Origin of the sequence: Paraburkholderia sp. BR13444 (assembly GCF_040948755.1) — a bacterium.
GTDB classification, from domain to species: Bacteria; Pseudomonadota; Gammaproteobacteria; order Burkholderiales; family Burkholderiaceae; genus Paraburkholderia; species Paraburkholderia youngii.
In genome coordinates this window covers 74,047-92,997 of the sequence record NZ_JBFPKM010000008.1, presented here as the reverse complement: position 1 = coordinate 92,997, position 18,951 = coordinate 74,047, and the positions used below count along the sequence as shown (strand labels likewise).

At 66.7% G+C, this 18,951-nt stretch carries 20 protein-coding genes; 4 read left to right on the top strand and 16 right to left on the bottom strand.

The window, feature by feature from the left end; all coding sequences use genetic code 11:
* Positions 1–31 precede the first annotated feature (31 nt).
* From AB3X95_RS22710 to AB3X95_RS22685, 6 genes are all read right to left on the bottom strand, one after another.
* Positions 32–2,065 carry an ATP-binding protein gene (locus tag AB3X95_RS22710; protein WP_368622606.1) on the bottom strand — a complete coding sequence of 678 codons (2,034 nt, stop codon included), beginning with the start codon at positions 2,063–2,065 and terminating at the stop codon, positions 32–34.
* Positions 2,066–2,109: 44 nt separating this feature from the next.
* Entirely contained in the window at positions 2,110–3,390 is a 1,281-nt protein-coding gene (locus AB3X95_RS22705; protein ID WP_176109672.1) for a dicarboxylate/amino acid:cation symporter, read from the bottom strand.
* A gap of 377 nt (positions 3,391–3,767) precedes the next feature.
* Entirely contained in the window at positions 3,768–4,520 is a 753-nt protein-coding gene (ugpQ, locus tag AB3X95_RS22700; RefSeq protein WP_368622605.1) for a glycerophosphodiester phosphodiesterase, read from the bottom strand.
* Between the two features lie 125 nt (positions 4,521–4,645).
* Positions 4,646–5,653 carry a lipoyl synthase gene (lipA, locus tag AB3X95_RS22695; protein ID WP_368622604.1) on the bottom strand — a complete coding sequence of 336 codons (1,008 nt, stop codon included), beginning with the start codon at positions 5,651–5,653 and terminating at the stop codon, positions 4,646–4,648.
* 13 nt (positions 5,654–5,666) lie between these two features.
* Positions 5,667–6,392: a lipoyl(octanoyl) transferase LipB gene (lipB, locus tag AB3X95_RS22690; protein WP_368622603.1), complete on the bottom strand. Its 726-nt coding sequence runs from the start codon at positions 6,390–6,392 to the stop codon at positions 5,667–5,669.
* Between the two features lie 118 nt (positions 6,393–6,510).
* A complete protein-coding gene (locus AB3X95_RS22685) occupies positions 6,511–6,837 on the bottom strand; it encodes a DUF2917 domain-containing protein (protein WP_013088248.1) in 327 nt (108 codons plus the stop codon).
* A gap of 98 nt (positions 6,838–6,935) precedes the next feature.
* Between AB3X95_RS22685 and AB3X95_RS22680 the strand changes: the two genes are divergently transcribed.
* A complete protein-coding gene (locus AB3X95_RS22680) occupies positions 6,936–7,919 on the top strand; it encodes a transcriptional regulator GcvA (RefSeq protein ID WP_176122239.1) in 984 nt (327 codons plus the stop codon).
* 21 nt (positions 7,920–7,940) lie between these two features.
* On the opposite strand, the gene AB3X95_RS22675 is transcribed toward AB3X95_RS22680, so the two are convergent.
* The 10 genes from AB3X95_RS22675 to AB3X95_RS22630 form a co-directional block, all read right to left on the bottom strand.
* On the bottom strand, positions 7,941–8,210 hold the full coding sequence (locus tag AB3X95_RS22675; protein ID WP_013088246.1) for a DUF493 family protein: 270 nt from the start codon (positions 8,208–8,210) through the stop codon (positions 7,941–7,943).
* Positions 8,182–9,141, bottom strand: a complete 960-nt coding sequence (locus tag AB3X95_RS22670) for a D-amino acid aminotransferase (protein WP_368622602.1) — start codon at positions 9,139–9,141, stop codon at positions 8,182–8,184. Before AB3X95_RS22670 ends, AB3X95_RS22675 begins: the two co-directional genes overlap by 29 nt.
* Before the next feature lie 13 nt (positions 9,142–9,154).
* A complete protein-coding gene (locus AB3X95_RS22665) occupies positions 9,155–10,384 on the bottom strand; it encodes a D-alanyl-D-alanine carboxypeptidase family protein (protein ID WP_176122242.1) in 1,230 nt (409 codons plus the stop codon).
* Between the two features lie 321 nt (positions 10,385–10,705).
* Positions 10,706–11,350 (bottom strand): alpha/beta hydrolase, encoded by a 645-nt coding sequence (locus tag AB3X95_RS22660; RefSeq protein ID WP_176122243.1) that lies wholly within the window; start codon positions 11,348–11,350, stop codon positions 10,706–10,708.
* Positions 11,351–11,382: 32 nt separating this feature from the next.
* Complete coding sequence (locus AB3X95_RS22655) at positions 11,383–11,706, bottom strand: ferredoxin (RefSeq protein WP_176122244.1); 324 nt, start codon at positions 11,704–11,706, stop codon at positions 11,383–11,385.
* Positions 11,707–11,842: 136 nt separating this feature from the next.
* Complete coding sequence (locus tag AB3X95_RS22650) at positions 11,843–13,000, bottom strand: VanZ family protein (protein ID WP_368622601.1); 1,158 nt, start codon at positions 12,998–13,000, stop codon at positions 11,843–11,845.
* Positions 13,001–13,031: 31 nt separating this feature from the next.
* On the bottom strand, positions 13,032–13,658 hold the full coding sequence (locus tag AB3X95_RS22645; RefSeq protein WP_368622600.1) for an ABC-type transport auxiliary lipoprotein family protein: 627 nt from the start codon (positions 13,656–13,658) through the stop codon (positions 13,032–13,034).
* A gap of 30 nt (positions 13,659–13,688) precedes the next feature.
* Positions 13,689–14,654: an MlaD family protein gene (locus AB3X95_RS22640; RefSeq protein ID WP_176122247.1), complete on the bottom strand. Its 966-nt coding sequence runs from the start codon at positions 14,652–14,654 to the stop codon at positions 13,689–13,691.
* Between the two features lie 46 nt (positions 14,655–14,700).
* Positions 14,701–15,579 carry an ABC transporter ATP-binding protein gene (locus AB3X95_RS22635; protein ID WP_018436783.1) on the bottom strand — a complete coding sequence of 293 codons (879 nt, stop codon included), beginning with the start codon at positions 15,577–15,579 and terminating at the stop codon, positions 14,701–14,703.
* On the bottom strand, positions 15,576–16,709 hold the full coding sequence (locus AB3X95_RS22630) for an ABC transporter permease (RefSeq protein ID WP_176109686.1): 1,134 nt from the start codon (positions 16,707–16,709) through the stop codon (positions 15,576–15,578). Before AB3X95_RS22630 ends, AB3X95_RS22635 begins: the two co-directional genes overlap by 4 nt.
* 148 nt (positions 16,710–16,857) lie before the next feature.
* Here AB3X95_RS22630 and AB3X95_RS22625 point away from each other — a divergent pair, with 148 nt between their 5' ends.
* From AB3X95_RS22625 to AB3X95_RS22615, 3 genes are all read left to right on the top strand, one after another.
* Entirely contained in the window at positions 16,858–17,796 is a 939-nt protein-coding gene (locus tag AB3X95_RS22625; protein WP_176122248.1) for a biotin--[acetyl-CoA-carboxylase] ligase, read from the top strand.
* Entirely contained in the window at positions 17,793–18,632 is an 840-nt protein-coding gene (locus AB3X95_RS22620) for a type III pantothenate kinase (RefSeq protein ID WP_176122249.1), read from the top strand. Before AB3X95_RS22625 ends, AB3X95_RS22620 begins: the two co-directional genes overlap by 4 nt.
* 77 nt (positions 18,633–18,709) lie before the next feature.
* Entirely contained in the window at positions 18,710–18,949 is a 240-nt protein-coding gene (locus tag AB3X95_RS22615; protein WP_176122250.1) for a hypothetical protein, read from the top strand.
* Positions 18,950–18,951: the final 2 nt, after the last annotated feature.

Genomic DNA, 18,951 nt, shown 5'->3' with positions numbered 1-18,951 from the left:
TGCGTGTTCCGGGTGATGCGTCAGTGTGAAATCAGGAGCCCGCCGTCAGCGGATCGTGCGAAGGACTGGTCTGCACGCGCGCGCGACGCAGTGTCAACACGAATGATGCACCGCCTTGCGGCGCGTTGCGCGCGACCAGCGAGCCGCCGCAATCACGCGCGATCGACGACGAAATCGCGAGGCCAAGGCCGAGCCCCTGGCCCATTTCCTTCGTCGTGAAGAACGGTTCGAACAGGTGCGGCAACACGTCGTCGGGAATGCCGGGGCCGTTGTCGCCGACCGCGATCGACAGGTTCGTGGCGCCCGCCTCGACCTCGACCGTGATACGCGGCGGGTTCATGCCGGCAGTTGCGTCGAGCGCGTTGCCGAGCAGGTTGATCAGCACCTGTTCGAGCCGCAGATCGTCGCAATTCGCGATCAGCTCCGGATGATCGTCGACGAGATTCAGCGGCGTGCGCGCGACGGTGTCAGCCTCGGCATCGATCAGCACGAATTCGAGCTCGACGCCCTGCAGACGCTTCTGCAGCAGCGCGACGACGTTGCGCAGCGCCCGCACGATCGACGCGCGTGCGCTGCGTGGCCGCGCGCGGCCGACGAACAGCTTCAGCTGATTGGTGATCTTGCCCATGCGCTCGGTGAGCGCCGCGATCGCTTCGAGATTCTCGCGCGCCGATGCCTGATCGCCGCGTTCGAGCAGCACGCGGGTGTTGTCGGAGAAACTGCGCAGTGCTGCGAGCGGCTGGTTCAGCTCGTGCGTGATGCCGGCCGCCATCTGGCCGAGCGCGGCGAGCTTGCTCGCCTGGATCAGTTCGTCGTGCGCGGCGCGCAGCTCCTGTTCGGCGCGGGTGCGCTCGGCGACTTCCTTTTGTAGCTGCTGGTTCGCCTCGGACAGATCCGCGGTGCGCTCGGCGACGCGCTGATTCAGTTCGGCATACGCCTTCTGCAGCAGCGCGCGGCTGCGCATCACTTCGCGCACGCGCGCGCGCCGCATGCGCCAGTAGAACGCGAGCAGCACCAGCGACACGTAGCCGAAGCCGGTGACGATGGTCGCCTTGAGCGCGTCGGCATCGACGGGGTCGACTGGGGACATCGTGATCAGATGCCAGTCCGGCTCGCCCATCGCGTGCCGCGACGCCAGGTAGCGCGGTGCGAGGCGCCCGCCGCCGATCCGCAGAATCTGCGCATTGCCTTCGAGCATGCGCTCGACCGTCACCGGCAGCGGCTCGATCGGCTGCTGCGCGTACTGGCGCGCCTGATAGATCGAATCGGCGATCCGGCCGGGCAGCGGCCGGATCGTGTGGTACTTCCACGCCGGCACCGACGACAGGAAGATCACGCCATGATCGTCGGTGACGACGAGCGGCTCGGACGCGTCGACGCCCTGAAACCATTCGAGGTCGAGCTTGACGACCGCCACACCGACGATCTTGCCGTCGCGCCGCACCGGCTGCGAGATGTAGTAGCCGGGCGCCTGCGAAATCGTGCCGATGCCGAAGAAGCGGCCGACGCCGCCATTCATCGCATCGACGAAATACGGCCGGAACTGATAGCCGGCGCCGACGAAGCTGCCCGGGCCGCGCCAGTTGCTGGCGGCGACGCAGTAGCCGTCGAGCGAAATGATGTAGGTGACCGTCGCGCGCGCATGGCGGTTCAGGTCTTCGAGATAGAGATTCGCGCGCTGGACGTTGGCGGGGTTCGGATCGATCAGCACGTCCTGCACGATCGGATGCTCCGCGAGCAGATAAGGCAGCGATTCGTAGCGCTCGAGCGTGCTCCTGAGCGCGCTCGCGGTGCGCTCGGCGCGCACGGCGGCGTTGCGCCGCAGCGTGTCGACACCGCTTTTCCACGCAAGGCTGTAGGTGAGCCAGCATGCCGCCACGAGCCCGGCTGCGAGCGCGAAGAGAATCAGCAGGCGGCGGGTCACGTTCGCAAGGTCCGATAGATGAGCATCGGACATTGTGGCATAGGGCGGCAAGGGCTCGCCGCCAGAGGTAGGCGTCGAAGACTCCGGGGACGCCGGAGCGACAGCAGACGCCTCGGAAAGACGCGCGGACGCCGGTTTCATGCTCAAGCGTCCGCGCTGGTCACGACAAGGTTGGCGAGCGCGGCTCAAACGCCGGCCGGCTCTTTGACCGCCACCTCGCCGCGCAGCACCTTGTTCAGCCTGGCGCGATCGAGCTCTTTTTCCCAGGCCGATACGACGACCGTCGCGACACCGTTGCCGACGATGTTCGTCAGCGCGCGGCACTCGCTCATGAAGCGGTCGATGCCAAGGATCAGCACCATGCCCGACAGCGGAATCGTCGGCACCACGGCCAGCGTCGCCGCGAGCGTGATGAAGCCCGCGCCGGTCACGCCGCTCGCGCCCTTCGAGGTCAGCATCGTCACCGCGAGCAGCGTCAGCTGCTGGCCCCACGAGAGGTCGGTGTTGGTCGCCTGGGCGATGAACAGCACCGCCATCGTCATGTAGATGTTGGTGCCGTCGAGGTTGAACGAGTAGCCGGTCGGCACCACGAGTCCCACCACCGAGCGCGAGCAGCCGAGATTTTCGAGCTTCTGCATCAGTTGCGGCAGCGCGGCTTCGGACGAACTCGTGCCGAGCACGATCAGCATCTCTTCCTTGATGTACGCGACGAAACGCAGGATGTTGAAGCCCACCATCCGTGCGATTGCGCCGAGCACGACCACCACGAATACGATCGAGGTCAGATAGAACGTGCCGATCAGCTTGAGCATCGGCAGCAGCGAGCCGATGCCGTACTTGCCGATCGTGAAGGCCATCGCGCCGAACGCGCCGATCGGCGCGAGCTTCGTGATGATGCGCACCATGCCGAACAGAATATGCGAGAGCCCTTCGATGAAGTTCGTGACGGGCTTGCCCTTCTCACCGGCCGTGGCGAGCACGGCGCCGAACAGCAGCGCGATCAGCAGGATCTGCAGGATTTCACCCTGCGCGAACGCCGACGACAGCGTGTCCGGAATCAGGTGCATGAAGAAGTCGACGGTCGACTGGCCGTGCGCCTTCGCCGCATACGACGCGACCGCGCGGCTATCGAGCGAGGCCGGGTCGACGTTGAAGCCGGCGCCGGGTCGCAGCAGGTGCGTGGCGGCGAGGCCGAGCACCAGAGCGAACGTCGAGACGATTTCGAAGTACAGCAGCGCCTTGCCGCCGACGCGTCCGACCTTCTTCATGTCTTCCATGCCGGCGATGCCCGTCACGACCGTGCAGAAGATGATCGGCCCGATCACCATCTTGATCAGCTTGATGAAGCCGTCGCCGAGCGGCTTCATGTCGGTGGCGAGGTTCGGGTAGAAATGTCCGAGTACGATGCCGATGATGATCGCCACGATCACCTGGACGTACAGCACTTTATGGATAGGTTTCTTCACGATGGTTCCTGCGAGGGGTATGAGCGAATGACCTGCCGCGACGCGCGACACGCAACCGAAACGTCGTCACGTGCGCGCACGACAGCGGGCCGCTGCAAAGACGACGAATTCAGAAATACCGGGAAGGGAAATCGGACATCGTTGTCTCCTTGCTTTTATGTCGGGCCGTGGCGGCCACGCGTTTTAATTCGCAAGGTCGATGCCAGTTTAATTTCAGACTGAGAGCCTTGATTTTTATGGGTTTTTAGGCAACGCGCGGCGCGCGCCGTCCGGGATTCCGGAAATCCGGACGAATTCTGTCGGGGAATCCGGAATCCAGTGCGCGCACGGTTGCGGGAAAACCCGCAGGGGTTGGTGCGAAGCTCGCGAGCGCGAGTTCAGCTCAACAGATCGATCCGATCCGTGCAAATCATGTCGACGCCCCATTCTTCGAGCACCCGCGCGCGCGCCGGATCGTTCACCGTGTACGCGAGCACGCGCAGCCCGGCCGCGCGGATCTGCGCGACCAGCGGCTCGCTCAGATAACGGTGACTCGCGTGCAGCGATGCGCAGTCGAGCTCACGCACGATGCTCAGCCAGTCCGCCGGAACCTGCTCGAACAGCATGCCGCGCGGCAGCGACGGCGCGGCAGCGCGCGCGGCGGCGAGCGCGTCGAACGAAAATGACGACAGGAGCGGCGGCGTCTGCCCTCGCCAAAACTCGAGCGCGCCTTGGGCGACCAGCGTGCCGGTGATGACTTCGCGGCCCGGACACGGCTTGATCTCGATGTTCGCGGCGATGCCGTCGCGCGCGCAACGCCCGGCCGCGTCGGCCAGCGTCGGCAGCCGCGTGCCGGCGAACTCGGCGCCGCGCCACGCGCCGGCATCGAGAGCGGCGAGTTGCTGCCACGTATGCATGGCCGCGGGCCCGTGGCCGTTGGTCGTGCGATCGAGCGTGTCGTCGTGCAGCAGGAACAGCGCGTTGTCGGCGGACAGCTTCGCGTCGAATTCGACCATGCGATAGCCGTAGCGCACGCAGGCGTCGAAACCGGCCAGCGTGTTTTCCGGCGCGAGCGTGCCGCCGCAGCGGTGCGCGATCAGCCGCGGATAAGGCCATTGCGCGGAGGTCCCGCGGTCGATCCCAGTTGCCACGTGTCGTTTCCTTACTGATAGATGAACGGTTCAAAAAAAAGCCCGCACATCGGCGGGCTTTTTCGTTTTTGCGGGCGTGAAGCGAGGCAACAGCGGCGAGGCAACAGCGGCGAGGCGTCAGCGCGTCAGACTACGCCGGCTCCATGCGCCTGCACGTCGGCGTGATAGCTCGAACGAACCATCGCGCCCACCGCGGCGTGCGTGAAGCCCATCTTGTACGCCTCTTCCTCGTACATCTTGAAGGTGTCCGGATGCACGTAAGCGCGCACCGGCAGATGGTGCTCCGACGGCTGCAGATACTGGCCGATCGTCAGCATGTCGACGTCGTAATCGCGCAGATCGCGCATCACCTGCAGGATTTCCTCTTCGGTTTCGCCGAGACCGACCATCAGGCCGGACTTGGTCGCGACGTGCGGATGCAGCGCCTTGAAGTCCTTCAGCAGCTTCAGCGAATGCGCGTAGTCCGAACCCGGGCGCGCCTCCTTGTACAGACGCGGCACCGTTTCGAGGTTGTGGTTCATCACGTCGGGCGGCGCCGCGTTGAGGATGCCGAGCGCGCGGTCGAGGCGGCCGCGGAAGTCCGGCGTCAGGATTTCGATGCGCGTTTCCGGCGACAGCTCGCGCGTCTGACGGATACATTCGACGAAGTGCGCCGCACCGCCATCGCGCAGATCGTCACGGTCGACGCTGGTAATCACCACGTACTTCAGCTTCAGCGCGGCGATGGTGCGCGCGAGGTTAGCCGGTTCGTCGGCGTCGAGCGGATCGGGACGGCCGTGACCGACGTCGCAGAACGGGCAGCGGCGCGTGCACTTGTCGCCCATGATCATGAAGGTTGCGGTGCCCTTGCCGAAGCATTCGCCGATGTTCGGGCAGCTCGCCTCTTCACACACCGTGTGAAGATTGTGCTCGCGCAGGATCTGCTTGATCTCGTAGAAGCGCGAATTGCCGGTGGCCGCCTTCACGCGGATCCAGTCCGGCTTCTTCAGCTTTTCGATCGGAACGACCTTGATCGGGATGCGCGCGGTCTTGGCTTGCGCTTTCTGTTTCGCGGTGGCGTCGTAGGCGGCGGGGGCCGGCACGCCTTCGGGCGCGGAGGTGGCTGCTGCGGAGTTCGCGGTTACGTCAGTCATTCGTTCGATCCAGTCAGGCGGTGAGCGCACCGGCCTGCGGTTGGGCGACGGCCGCGGGATTGCCGTCGAGGTTTGCGGTGAGACTTGCTGCGAGGGTACGCGCCACGTCGTCCCAGCCGGCGGCGACGCCGAGCGTCGCCATGTCGACCGTTTCGAGCCCCGCGTAGCCGCATGGATTGATCGCGAGAAACGGAAGCAGGTCCATGTTCACGTTCAGACTCACGCCGTGATAGCTGCAACCGTTGCGGATTTTCAGGCCAAGCGCCGCGATCTTCGCGCCAGCATGCGACCCGGCCTCGGGCCCGGGCGCCACGTAGATGCCGGGGGCGCCCGCCTTGCGTTCTCCGGCGAGATTATACGCCGCCAGGGTGTCGATCACGGCCTGCTCGATCCGCGTGACCAGCTCGCGCACCATCAGCTTGCGCCGGCGCAGGTCGAGCAGCAGATACGCGACCACCTGGCCGGGCCCGTGATACGTGATCTGCCCGCCGCGGTCGACCTTGACGAGCGGAATGCTGCTGTCGGCCGCGAGCAGGTGAGCCGGATCGCCGGCCTGGCCGAGCGTGAAGACGGGCGGATGTTCGACGAGCCAGATTTCGTCGGGGGTGTCGGCGGTGCGGGCGTCGGTGAACGCGCGCATCGCGTCGAAACTGACCTGGTAGGGTTCGAGGCCGAGCCAGCGCAGCTTGGCTGGCCCGATGGCAGCTAGAGGAGACGGAGAAACCGGGGTGGCGCACATGATCCCGCGAGTTTACCGAAATCTCGGAAACCGCGCCCGAGGGGACGGGACGCAACGCAGAGGGGCTGGCGCGCCGCCAGCCCCATCATAAGACGCGGCGCAGCCGCCGCACCCACGCTCAAACCGTGCGCCAGCCGCCGCGCACGCGCATCATCCAGCGTTCGCCGATGCGCGCGAACCAGTTCAGCGCGCGCTTGTCGCAGCGGGTCGGCACCGAGAACGTGACCTTTGCGAACGTGGCGCCCTCGGCGCTGAGCCAGAGCCGCTCGCCGCGGCGCAGATGCAGCGTCTGGCCGGGCTGCAGCCAGTAGTCTTTGGTGTCGTCGCTGCGCGTGACCCACACCGCGCCGCCGCGCACGGTCAGCTTCGTGCTGCGCGCGACCTTCAGCGGCAGCGTGTCGCCAGTGCGGATTTCATATGCAATGCTAGAGGAAATTTCTCGCATGAGGCCCTCGCCAAAAATCGTTTCCTGACTAGAATCCTAGGTGCAGCAAGGACTTGGGCAAAACGATCAATTTTCACGTCTATGTGAGAAATATTGCGATGGACCTGCGTCAACTCCCCGCTCTGAACGCGATCAAGGCGTTCGAAGCCGCCGCCCGCCACGAGAGCTTTTCGCGCGCCGCCGACGAGCTCTTCGTCACCCACGGCGCGGTCAGCCACCAGATCCGCGGGCTCGAGGCCGAGCTCGGCGTGTCGCTGTTTGCGCGTGACGGCAAGCGCGTGCGCCTCACCGAAACCGGCCGCCGTTACGCCACCCAGGTGCGCGCCGCGCTGATGGAACTCGCCGATGCGACCCGCGCGATACGCGCCGGCGACCGCGAGCGGCGCCTCGTGATATCGATGCTGTCGTCGTTCGCGGCGCGCTGGGTGACGCCGCGCATCGGCAGCTTTATCGAGGCGAATCCGCAGTGGGATCTCGAGCTGCTGACCACCAACGCGCTGACGGACTTCGCGCGCGACGACGTCGACGTGGCGATCCGTTTCGGCTTCGGCAAATATCCGGGACTGCACGCCGAGCTGCTGCTCGACGAGATTTTCTTCCCGGCCTGCTCGCCCAACTTCAACGGCGGCAAGCTGCCTCAAACCCCGGCCGATCTCGCCAAAGTCCCGCTGCTGCGCTCCGACGACGAGCTATGGCGCCCGTGGTTCGACGCCGCCGGCCTCACCGACTGGCCGGAGCCGAAACGCGGCGTGCTGTATCAGGATTCGTCGAATCTGCTGCAGGCGGCGGTCGACGGCCAAGGGGTTGCACTCACGCGCCGCTCGCTCGCGATGCACGAAATCGCAGCAGGCCGGCTCGTGCGGCTGTTCGATGTGGATGGGCCCAGCCCGTGGCAATACTATCTGGTCTGCCTGCCGCAGACGCTGGAGACCGCGCGGGTCAAGGCGTTTCGCGACTGGGTGTTCGATGAGGTGGCGCGCTTCAGGCAGCTGTTCGATCTCGCCTGCGCGGCGGGGCCCGAGGCGAGTGCGCGCCTTGCGGCGGAGGGGGCGACGGCGGACGCGTTGCGCGCCGCGCCGTGAGGTGAAAAACCGCGTGCGGCGTTACAGCACGACCTTGACCATCGGATGGCCGGTCAGCGCGCGATAGATGTCGTCGAGATGCGCGCGGCTCGTCGCGCGCACGTGGACGGTCAGCCCCGTGTAGGTGCCGCTGCTCGACGGCCGCGTCTCGACGCGCGACGCATCGACCTCGCTATCGAACTCGCGCACCACTTCGACGATCGTCGCGGCAAACTCGGGGTGCGATTTGCCCATGATCTTGATCGGGAAATCGCAGGGGAATTCAAACAGTGAGTCGTTCTCGGGATTCATTCTCTACTCCTTCTTGCGCCGCGGCGGCTTCGGCCGCCTTGGCTCGCTGATACGCCGCATACAGCGCCGCAAACACCGCGCCCGGCTGGCCCACGCCGACCGGCGCGCCGTCGAGCCGCGTGACCGGCAGCACTTCCTTGGTCGCCGAGCTGACGATGATTTCATCGGCCGCGCGCACTTCGGCCTCGGTGATGTCGCGCGCCTCGAAGCGTATGCCGCATTCGGCCGTCAGCTCCTCGATGAGCCCATAGCGGATTCCTTCGAGAATCTTGTTGCTGCGCGGCGGCGCGGCCAGCACGCCATCCTTCACGACCCACACGTTCGACGACGACCCTTCGGTCAGCAAACCATCGCGGAACTGCAGCGTCTCGAAGGCGTCGTTTTCGGCCGCGTATTGCGCCATCAGCACGTTGCCGAGCAGCGACACCGACTTGATGTCGCAATTGAGCCAGCGACGATCTTCCGCGCTCACGCACGCGACGCCGCTCGCGCGCTGCGCGGCGCCGGGCAGGCTCAGCGCGGTAACCATCACGAACACGGTCGGCTTCACGCCGGCCGGAAACGCGTGAGCGCGCTTCGCGACGCCGCGCGTCACCTGAATGTACGCGATCGCGTCCTGATCAGCACGCAAGCCGCCGTCCGCTTCGTTGGCTTCGACCACCCGCTCGATCAGCTCGCGCCAGCCAGCGTCGTCGAGCGGATTGGCGATGCCGATCTTGCCGACCGAGCGCGCGAGCCGCGCCAGATGCTGCTTCAGACGAAACGCGGTGCGGCGGCCGCTCGCGTGCGCGTACAACGGCGCCACTTCGTAAATGCCGTCACCGAAAATGAAGCCGCGGTCGAGCACCGGCACGCGCGCTTCGGACAACGGCACCAGTTCGCCGTTCAGATAAACGATCGGGTCCGGCGCAACCTCGCAGACAGCGGTCATTGCGACGTAGCCCTTACTTTTTCTTGTTGAACATCAGCATCAGCGAATCCCACACGCGGCCGACCACACCGGCTTGCGGCACCGGCTGCAGCGCGAGCACCGGGAACTGCGCGAGCACCTTGCCGTCGGCGACGAGCTTGGCGGTGCCGATCTGCTGGCCGTTCGCGATCGGCGCGATCAGCGGATCGTTCAGTTCGATCTGCGGCTTCGCCTTGTCGCCGGCGCCCTTCGGCAGAGTGATGTACTGGTCGCTCTTCACGCCGACCTGCACGCTGTCCTGCGAACCCTTGTAGACGCGCGGCGTGGCCACGACCTGGTTCGCCTTGTACAGACGCGTCGTGTCGTAGGCGGTGTAGCCGTAGTTCAGCATCTTCAGGCTGTCCTGCACGCGGTCGTGTTCCTTGGTCTCGCCCATCATCACCGAGACGAGACGGCGCGACGCGTCGGTCGTGCCGGGCAGCGGACGCTTCGCGCTCGCGATCAGGCAGTAGCCGGCCGCTTGCGTGTGACCAGTCTTCAGACCGTCGACGCTCGGGTCGATCCACAGCAGACGGTTGCGGTTCGGCTGCTTGATCTTGTTGTACGTGAATTCCTTGACCGAGAAGATGTTGTAGTAGTCCGGATAGTCGCGGATCAGGCGCGCCGACAGGATCGCGAGATCGCCCGCGGTCGTGTAGTGCTGCGGGTCGGGCATGCCGTTCACGTCGGCGAAATGCGTGTTCTTCATGCCGAGCTTCTGCGCTTCCTTGTTCATCATGTCGACGAACTGCGCCTCGTTGCCGCCCACCAGTTCGGCGAGCGCGATCGCCGCGTCGTTGCCCGACTGCACGATCATGCCGTACACGAGGTCGTGCACGGTCACCGGCTTGAGCGCCTCGATGAACATGCGCGACTCGTCGTTGCGCACGCGCCGCACGGCTTCGCTCGGCTCGATGCTCTGATCCATCGTGATCTTCTTGGTGCCGAGCGCTTCGAACACCAGATACGCGGTCATCAGCTTGGTCAGCGACGCCGGCTCGACGCGTTCGTCGGCATTGGCGGACGCGAGCACCTGGTTGCTGGTCGCATCGACGAGCACCCACGAGCGCGCGTTGACGCCCGGCGGAGGAACCTGCGCGAACGCGGTGCTCGCGACCAGCGTGGCCGGCAGCACGAGGCCGACGGCGATGGCACGATTGAGCGAAGTGGGAATGAAAGAAGCGACTGACGGGGAAGACGTGCGGCCAGAGGAGGAGAAACGCATAGGGTCGATTGGTGCAGAAAAATACGTTGCGCGACAGCGCGCGGAGTTGGGGGAGCCGGTCGGCGGGGCATCTGGCCGTAAAACGGCGGGCGCCCGTTGGACTGATGGCGACGCAATCGGTTCGCGAGCACAGCGCTAAGCACCCGGCCGCGCCCTCCCGCGAAATGATTCCGCGGCGCGCGATTCTGCCGGCTGGGCGGCGCTGTGCCCAAAAAAAGAGCGCTCATTATACGCGCGCTACCTGGTCAACTTCGTGCGTGTGTCGTTGATTTGCACACGTTTGCGCGTACCTGTCCCCCGCAAAACGCGTGTCGAGCGTTTTCAGCGCCAGGCGTCGACGATGATGCGCTTCAGGATGTGAAGCTTACGATGCAGAAAGTGCTCGGCGCCCGGAATCACGACGACCGGCAGTTCCTGCGGCCGCGCCCAGTCGAACACGGATTGGATCGGAACGGTCTCGTCGACTTCGCCGTGAATCACGAGCGTGCCTTCGGGCACCGGCGCGACGTCCCAGCGGCTCGCCGCGGTACCGACGAACACGATGCGCTCGATATCCCGGCCTTCGTCGCGCAGCTTCGCCGCGACGTGCGACAGCACCACGGTGCCGAACGAAAAGCCCGCGAGCACGAGCGGCAGATCGCCAAAGTCCGGATCGGCGCGCATGTGCTCGAGGACCGCGCACAGATCGTCACGCTCACCGACGCCCGCGTCGTGTTCGCCCTGAGTCTGGCCGACGCCGCGGAAATTCGACCGGTACGTGACGTAGTTCAATTGCACGAGCGTGCGCGCGAGTGTCTGCGCGACCTTGTTGTCCATCGTGCCGCCGAACAGCGGATGCGGATGCGCGACGAGCGCAATGCCGCGCGGCGCGGCGCTTTTATCGCGCACGTCGTCGGGCAGGTCCAGCGCGACCTCGATCTTGCCGACCGGGCCGTCGATCAGATACTTCTTCGTGTTGACGTTCATCGGGATGCCTGTGGATCGTTTCGTGGTTCGCGTTATTGATCGATCTTCAGACGCTCGACGACCTTGCCGTTCACGAGATGCGATTCGACGATCTCGTCGATGTCGCTCTCGTCGACGTAGGTGTACCAGACCGCCTCGGGATACACGACGAGCGCCGGGCCCAGTTCGCAGCGATCGAGGCAGCCGGCCTTGTTGATGCGCACCTGGCCGGGACCGGCGAGCCCGAGTTGCTTCACGCGTTTTTTCGCGTACTCCTGCATCGCCTGCGCATTGCAGTTCGCGCAGCTCGGACGCTCGGCGCCGGGGTCGCGTTGATTCAGACAGAAGAAAACGTGGTGCTTGTAAAAGGAATCCATGATGTTCGGGAGGCGAGCCTGAAAGGAAGTGCAATGGCGCAGTCGGCATCCGGTATGCCGAAGCGCCCGTCGTGCGGACGATTATAGCGACCGGGCTGTGCACGCGCCGGGGCCTGGCGGCCGCAGCGCAAGCGCGTCAGGCCGGCTTCACGCGCCGCTTCAGCCACGCCCGCTCGACCGCGAACGCGAGCCACACCAGCGCCGCATAGGGCCACATCCACGCGAGCCAGCGCGCGAGTCCGTTGAAATGCAGGTAGCGTCCCTGTCTCCAGTCGGCGAGCACCGCGTCGAAATACGGATTCACCGGCAGCAGATTGACGAACACGAGTGCGATGACCAGCGCGACCCCGGCGAGCGTCGCGCGCACGCGCCGCCGCAGCGGCAGCGCGACGAGCGCCGCGACGGTGCCGCAGACGAGTCCGAGCAACGCGCCCGGCGTCGCCCAGTCGAACGCGAGGCCCGATTGCGATTGCAGGAACGTCGCGCCGGCCTTCACGCATAAGGTCGCGACGATGAACACGAACAGCAGGCGCACGCGCGGCGCATGACGGCGCATCGGCAGCGACGCGAGCGCGAGCGCCGCGAACAGGTTCAGCGTCGTGATCAGCGCTTCCCATGTGTCGTCGTCAAGCCACGCGGCGGCCGCCGCCGGCCATGTGCCGACCTGCCATGCAGACGGCGTCCACGCGAGCAGCGCGTCCTGGGTGGCCGGATCGACGCTCAGCCACAGCGCGCGCGGCCAGTTGCCGAGGCCGAACAGGCGCGGCGCCGGAAACATCGTCGCGAACGGCCACGCGGCGACGATGCACGCGAGCGTCGCATGGCCGCGCTCGAACCACAGCAGCCGCAGACGCCTGAACAGGCCGCGATCGAGCAGCGCGCCGGTTAACGGCGACATCATCGCCGCGCCGACGAGCGCGCCGAGCGTGTTGGCCGCAAGGTCGAGATTGGAGGCGACGCGGGTCGGCAGATAGGTCTGCACGGCTTCCATCGTGCCCGACAGCAGGCCGCCCAACACGAACGCGAGCGCGACGGCCAGCGTGCCGCGCCAGCGCGGATACACCGCGAGCACCACCAGCGCGCCGAACGGCATATAGCCGAGCACGTTGGTGACGACGTCGAACGCCGTCAGGTACTGCGGCATCGGATCGAACAGATAGGCGAACGGCGCGATGCCGAGCGAGCGCCACCCCGAGAACGGATACCACGAGCCGTACACGATCAGCGCCGCGTACAGCAGCAGCGCCCGACGTGCCAGCGTCGACGGGCGGCGCAGCCACGGGCGTTCGCTCATGCGGCGCTCCTTTGCGTGCGCTGCCTGCCCGTCATTGCGCGGCGACCAGCGCCTGCGAGCCGAGCCACGCGGTGATCTGCGCGACGAGATCGTCGCTGGCCGCGGCGAGCGCCCGCGCGCCGCCGGCCGCATCCGCCGAATGTGCGGGCGCGTGCGCGACGAAGGTGTGCTGGCCGACCACCTTGCCACCCTGCATCAGCGTGGCGCGCGCGGTGATCGCGCCGTGGCTGTCGGTCGGGCTGGCGAACACCTGCTCGAACTCGGTCAGATCGACCCGCAGCACCGGCGCGCTCACGCCGTCCGCGCCCGTCAGCACGGTGCCGCGCTCGCTCAGCGCGTTGCGCAGGCGCTGCGTCAGCAGTTGCGACGGCATCATCGTCCAGTGGCTGTTGGCGTAGGCGGCCATCTGCTGCGCATCGGCGTAGCTCAGCCGATACGTCAGCCGGTCCGATTCGAGCACGGACGGCGCGCTCACCTCGAGCACCTTGACGGCCGCCAGCCGACTCGTGGCGGCGGCCTGCGGCGGCGGTCCGAAGTCGTAGCGGACGTCCGACACGACCGCGGACGTGCCCGCGCAGCCCGCCGCCAGCACGCCGAACGCGAGCAGCGCCGCGAGCGCGGCGCGCGAGAACAACAGTCGGTGAATCGAGCGTGACATGGGCATCTTCCTCTGTTCTAGCCTGCCAATTTAATGGGCTGCGGGCGCGGCCGCGGGCCACGCGAAGCCGGCCTCGCCCGGACCCGGCGCCGCGCGCGGCGCGCCGAACAGCACGCTGCGCGGATTGGTATTGAAGGTGTCGGCGGCGCGATCGATCGATTGCGCCGCCGAGCGCACGTCCTCGGTCAGCGAATTGACGCGCGGCAGCGTCTCGAAGCCGACCCGCGCGGACAGGTCCTGCAGCGACGTGTTCATCTGCGCGAGCGCATCGCCCGCCTGCTGCGCGGCCGTGCCGACCTTGTTCAGATTGCGCTCGAGGGGTCCGTCCGGACGGTTCAGGCCGGTGATCATCTGGTCGGTCGAGGCGAGCGTGTGGTTCAGCTGGTCGATCGTGCCCGGCAGCTTGCTGGCGACCGGCGCCATCTCACGAGTCAGCGTCGCGACGCCCGAAGCCGCCTGCGCGATGCTCGCCGCCGTCTCGTGCAGCTGTTCGACCATTTCCGGCGACAGCATGTCGTTCACGTTGTCGGTGACTTTTTCGAGCTTGCGCAGCAGCACGTCGCCGCGCTGCTGCAACTGGTCGAACAGACCGGGGTGCATCGGCAATTGCGCGACCTGGTGCGCCGACGAGTGCAGCGGCGTCAGGTCGCGCCCGGTATCGTCGAGCTGGATGAACGCGATGCCGGTCACGCCCTGCAAGCCGAGGCTGCCGAACGTCGAATGCGTGATCGGCGCGTGCTCGTCGACCATGATGCGGATCAGGATCTGCCCCGGATGGGTCGGATCGAACTTGATCGACTGTACGCGGCCGACGTCGAGGCCGCGAAAGCGCACCGCCGCGTCCGCAAAGAGGCCGGTCACGTTGGTGCGCGCGATCAGGTCGTACGGCACCCGCACGGTGCGGTCGACGTTGAACAGATACGCGGCCAGCGCGATCGCCGCCGTCAGCACGACCGTAAAGAGCCCGGCCCAGAACGCATGTGCTTTGTTTTCCATTGTCAGTTTTCCTGGTTCATAGCGGCCTGCTTCGCGGCGACCGGCCTCACAGCGACAACTCGGACGACGCGGGCTCGAGCGCCGCCCGCGGCAGCTTCGCGCGACGCTCGGGCGGCAGCGCCTGCAGCGCGCGGCGCCCGCGCAGGCCGAGGAAATATTCGCGGATGAACGGATGGTCGACGCCCGCGGCCTCCTCGACCGGCGCGTTGACGAGCACCTTGCGATCGGCAATCACGGCCACGCGCGTCGACAGCGCGACCATCGTGTCGAGGTCGTGCGTGACCATCACGACCGTCAGACCGAGCGCGCGATGCAGCCCGGAGATCAGCTCGACGAATTCGTCGGACGCCTGCGGATCGAGGCCGGCGGTCGGTTCGTCGAGGAACAGCAGTTCGGGTTCGAGCGCGATCGCGCGCGCGATGCCGACCCGCTTGATCATGCCGCCCGACAGCGCCGACGGCATCTTCGACGCGTGCTTGCACGGCAGCCCGACCATTTCGAGCTTCAGCATCACGATGTCGCGCAGCAGGTCTTCGGGCACCTTGCCGAGCTCGCGCACCGGTTGCGCGACGTTGTCGAACACGGACAGCGACGAGAACAGCGCGCCGCGCTGGAACAGCATGCCGGAGCGGCTGCGCATCAGCAGCGCGGTCTCGGGGGAGATCGTGGCGAGGTCTTCGCCGAACAGCTTGATCGTGCCCCGCGACGGCCGCTCGAGGCCGAGAATCTGCCGCACCAGCGTGGTCTTGCCCGAGCCCGAGCCGCCGACGATCGACACGATCTCGCCGCGCCGCACGTCGAGGCTCAGATGCTGATGCACGATGTTGCGGCCGTAGCGCTTGGTGATGTCGATCACCTCGATCACCGGCTCGGCGATCGACGGTACGGGCTGGCCGCGTACGGCTTCGGTTAGTGGCGCGATCATCCGAGCCCCACGTTCTGAAAGAGGATCGCGAACACCGCGTCCGCGAGAATCACGATGGTGATCGACGTGACCACCGAGGTCGTCGTGCCTTCGCCGAGACTCTGCGAATTGGCCTTGATACGGAAACCGAAATGACAGCCGGCGAGCGCGATCAGCATGCCGAACACCGCGCCCTTGCCAAGGCCGATCCACAGGTTCGCGATCGGCACGACGACGGGCAGCTGCCGCGCGAAGAAGCTCATGTCGATACCGAGCACGAGCTTCGCGGCGAGCGCACCGCCTGTCAACGAGATCACGTTGGTCCACATCACGAGCAGAGGCATCGCGACGGACAGTGCGATCACGCGCGGCAGGATCAGCCGCAGACCGTGCGGGATGCCCATCACGCGCATCGCGTCGAGCTCCTCGGTCACGCGCATCACGCCGATCTGCGCGGTGATCGCCGAGCCCGAGCGGCCCGCCACTAGAATCGCCGACAAGACCGGGCCGAGTTCCCGAATCACCGCGAGGCCGAGAATATTGACGATAAACTGGTTCGCGCCAAAGATACGCAATTGCTGTGCCGACAGATAGCTCAACACGATGCCGATCAGGAACGCGACGAGCGCAGTGATCGGCAGCGCGCGGGCGCCGGCGTTGTAGATGTTCGCGGAGATTTCGGTCCACGGCGTGAGTTTCGGTTTGCGCAGGATCGCGAGCAGATCGAGCACGAAGCGCCCGAGCATCGTGACGCCGCCCTGCATGTGCTCGACGAACGAGAAGATGCCAAGGCCGAGGCGCGTGAAGGGATCGAAGCGCGTGACCGGCTCGGCGCTCTCGCGCACCGTGTCGAGCAGCGCGATGCGCTCGAAGATGTCGCGCTGCGTGTCCGTGAGCGCGGTGCCCGGCGGCAATTTGCGGCCCCATACGCGCCACAGCGCCTGGCCGCCGACGTGGTCCATGCTGTCGACGCGCGACAGGTCCCACCCGCCGATGCCCTGCGCGCCGGTCAGCGAACGCAGTTGCGGAATCACGTGCCCGGTGTCGCGATCGCGCGCGAGCGCGAGCGCCGTCCACTGGCCCGAGAGACGGACGATCTTGCCTTGGCTGCCGGCCGCGACTTCAAGGCCGGGCGGAGTGTCGTAGTTCAAGGATCGCGTGAATCTGGTTATCGGATTAGCGGCCATTGTAACGAAGGCTCGGCCGCCCGGTCCGCCAGGATGTGCATCGATCCGCGTCGCCTCCTCGCCGGTCCGCATTCGAGTCCCAGGCGGGTTTGCTGTGGCTACAATACGAGGCATGAATGCCTCCAAGACTCCCGCCTCTCCGCCCGCTGCGGCAAGCGCGGCCGCGGCCTCGTCGTCGGCTTCCGCCGACTGGCGCATCGATCGCGAGCGCGCGGTCAAACTGTTCGGCGCGCATGCGCATGACTGGCCGATCGAAATCGTCGAAGAAACCGGTTCGACCAACGCCGATCTGATGGCCCACATGAAAGCACTGCCGCGACACGCGAACGCGCTGCCGCGGCCGATCGTGCGCGTCGCGTATCTGCAGACCGCCGGGCGTGGCCGTCGTGGCCGGCCGTGGTACGCGGAGCCAGGCAACGCGCTGCTGTTTTCAGTCGCGTGCGTGTTGCCGCGCCCGCTCGAAGGGCTCGCGGGCTTGAGCCTCGCGGTGGGCGTCGCGCTCGTCGACGGGCTGCGCTCGCTGCCGGTCGCGGGTCCCGGACAGATCGCGCTGAAGTGGCCGAACGACGTGCTGCTCGAAGGCGACAAGCTCGCCGGCATCCTGATCGAAACCGCGTGGAGCACCGACGACGCGAGCGCGGTCGTGATCGGCATCGGCACCAACGTGAAGGGCGCCGACGAACTCGCGGCGAAGGTCGGCGCGCTGAACGCCGAGGTATCGCCGCAGGCGCGCGGCACCGTGCCGACCGCGTTGCAGCGCGCGCTGCCGAACGCGAATCTGACCGATACGCTTGCCGCCGAATTGAACGCGCTCGAACCGATGCTGCAGCGCTTCGGCGCTGAAGGCTTCGCACCGTTCCAGGCTCGCTGGAACGGAGTGCATGCATACGCGGGCCGCGATGTGGTGCTGCTCGAGCAGGGTCAAGAACTCGCGCGCGGCGTGGCGGCGGGCGTCGACGAACGCGGCCAGTTGCTGCTCGATACGGCCGAAGGCCGCCGGAGCATCGCGACCGGCGACGTGTCGCTGCGCCTCGCCGACGGTGCCGCATGACGCAGCGCGCGCCTTATCTGCTGATCGACGCGGGCAATAGCCGGATCAAGTGGGCGCTGGTGCAGCCGGACGGGACGCAGTTGGCGAGCGGTGCGCTCGCGCATCACGACATTGCCGGGCCACGCGCGCAATCTGCTTCGCAAACCGGTTGGGCCGACTTGCCGGCGCCCTGCGGCGCGTGGCTCTCCAACGTCGCGGGCACGCAGATCGCGGCGCACATCGCCGCGCTCGTCGAAGCGTACTGGCCGCAACTGCCGCTCGCGACGATCCGCGCGAGCGCTCATCAATGCGGCGTGACCAATTGCTATACGACACCGCACTCGCTCGGTAGCGACCGCTGGTGCGGCATGATCGGCGCGCACGCGGCCTTTCCCGGCGAACATCTGCTGCTCGCGACCTTCGGCACCGCGACGACGCTCGAGGCGTTGCGTGCGGACGGCGCGTTTATCGGCGGATTGATTGCGCCGGGCTGGACGCTGATGATGCGCTCGCTCGGTGAGCACACCGCGCAACTGCCGACGCTCGACGCCACGCACGCGCGCGGTCTGCTCGACGGGGCGGCTACAGCCGACGCGGCACGACGCGGTCCGTTTTTCGCAACGGATACGCCGCGCTCGCTGTCGGCGGGCTGCACGCTGGCGCAGGCCGGATTGATCGAGCGGATGTGGCGCGATCTGCAGGATGAATGGCAAGTGCCGGTGCGTCTCGTGGTCAGCGGCGGCGCCGCCGACGAAGTGGCGAGCGCGCTGAAAGTGCCGCATACTCGCCACGATTCGCTGGTGCTGTCGGGGCTCGCGCTGATCGCCGCCGAGGATACGGCGCGCCAAAGCGGCTGAATGCCTGCCGGGCGGGTGCGACCGAGTTGCGCCCTCCGCCCCGCGCTCAACTTCTTTCTGGATTGGAAACACCCACGATGCTTCGCTGGCCGATCGCCATTCTGATTGTTGTCAACGTGCTGGCTTTCGTCGCGCTGCGTGGCGCCTTCGGCCCGATGCCCACCGCCAGCGGACGCGAGCCGAATCATCTGAACCGCCAGATTCATCCGAACTGGCTGAAGGTGCGCCCGGTCAGCGCCGCCGATGCGGCCGATCAGGCAGTGGTCGGCGGACCCGCACCGCAGGCACGGATTTCGACATTGGAGTTGCCGCAGTAATC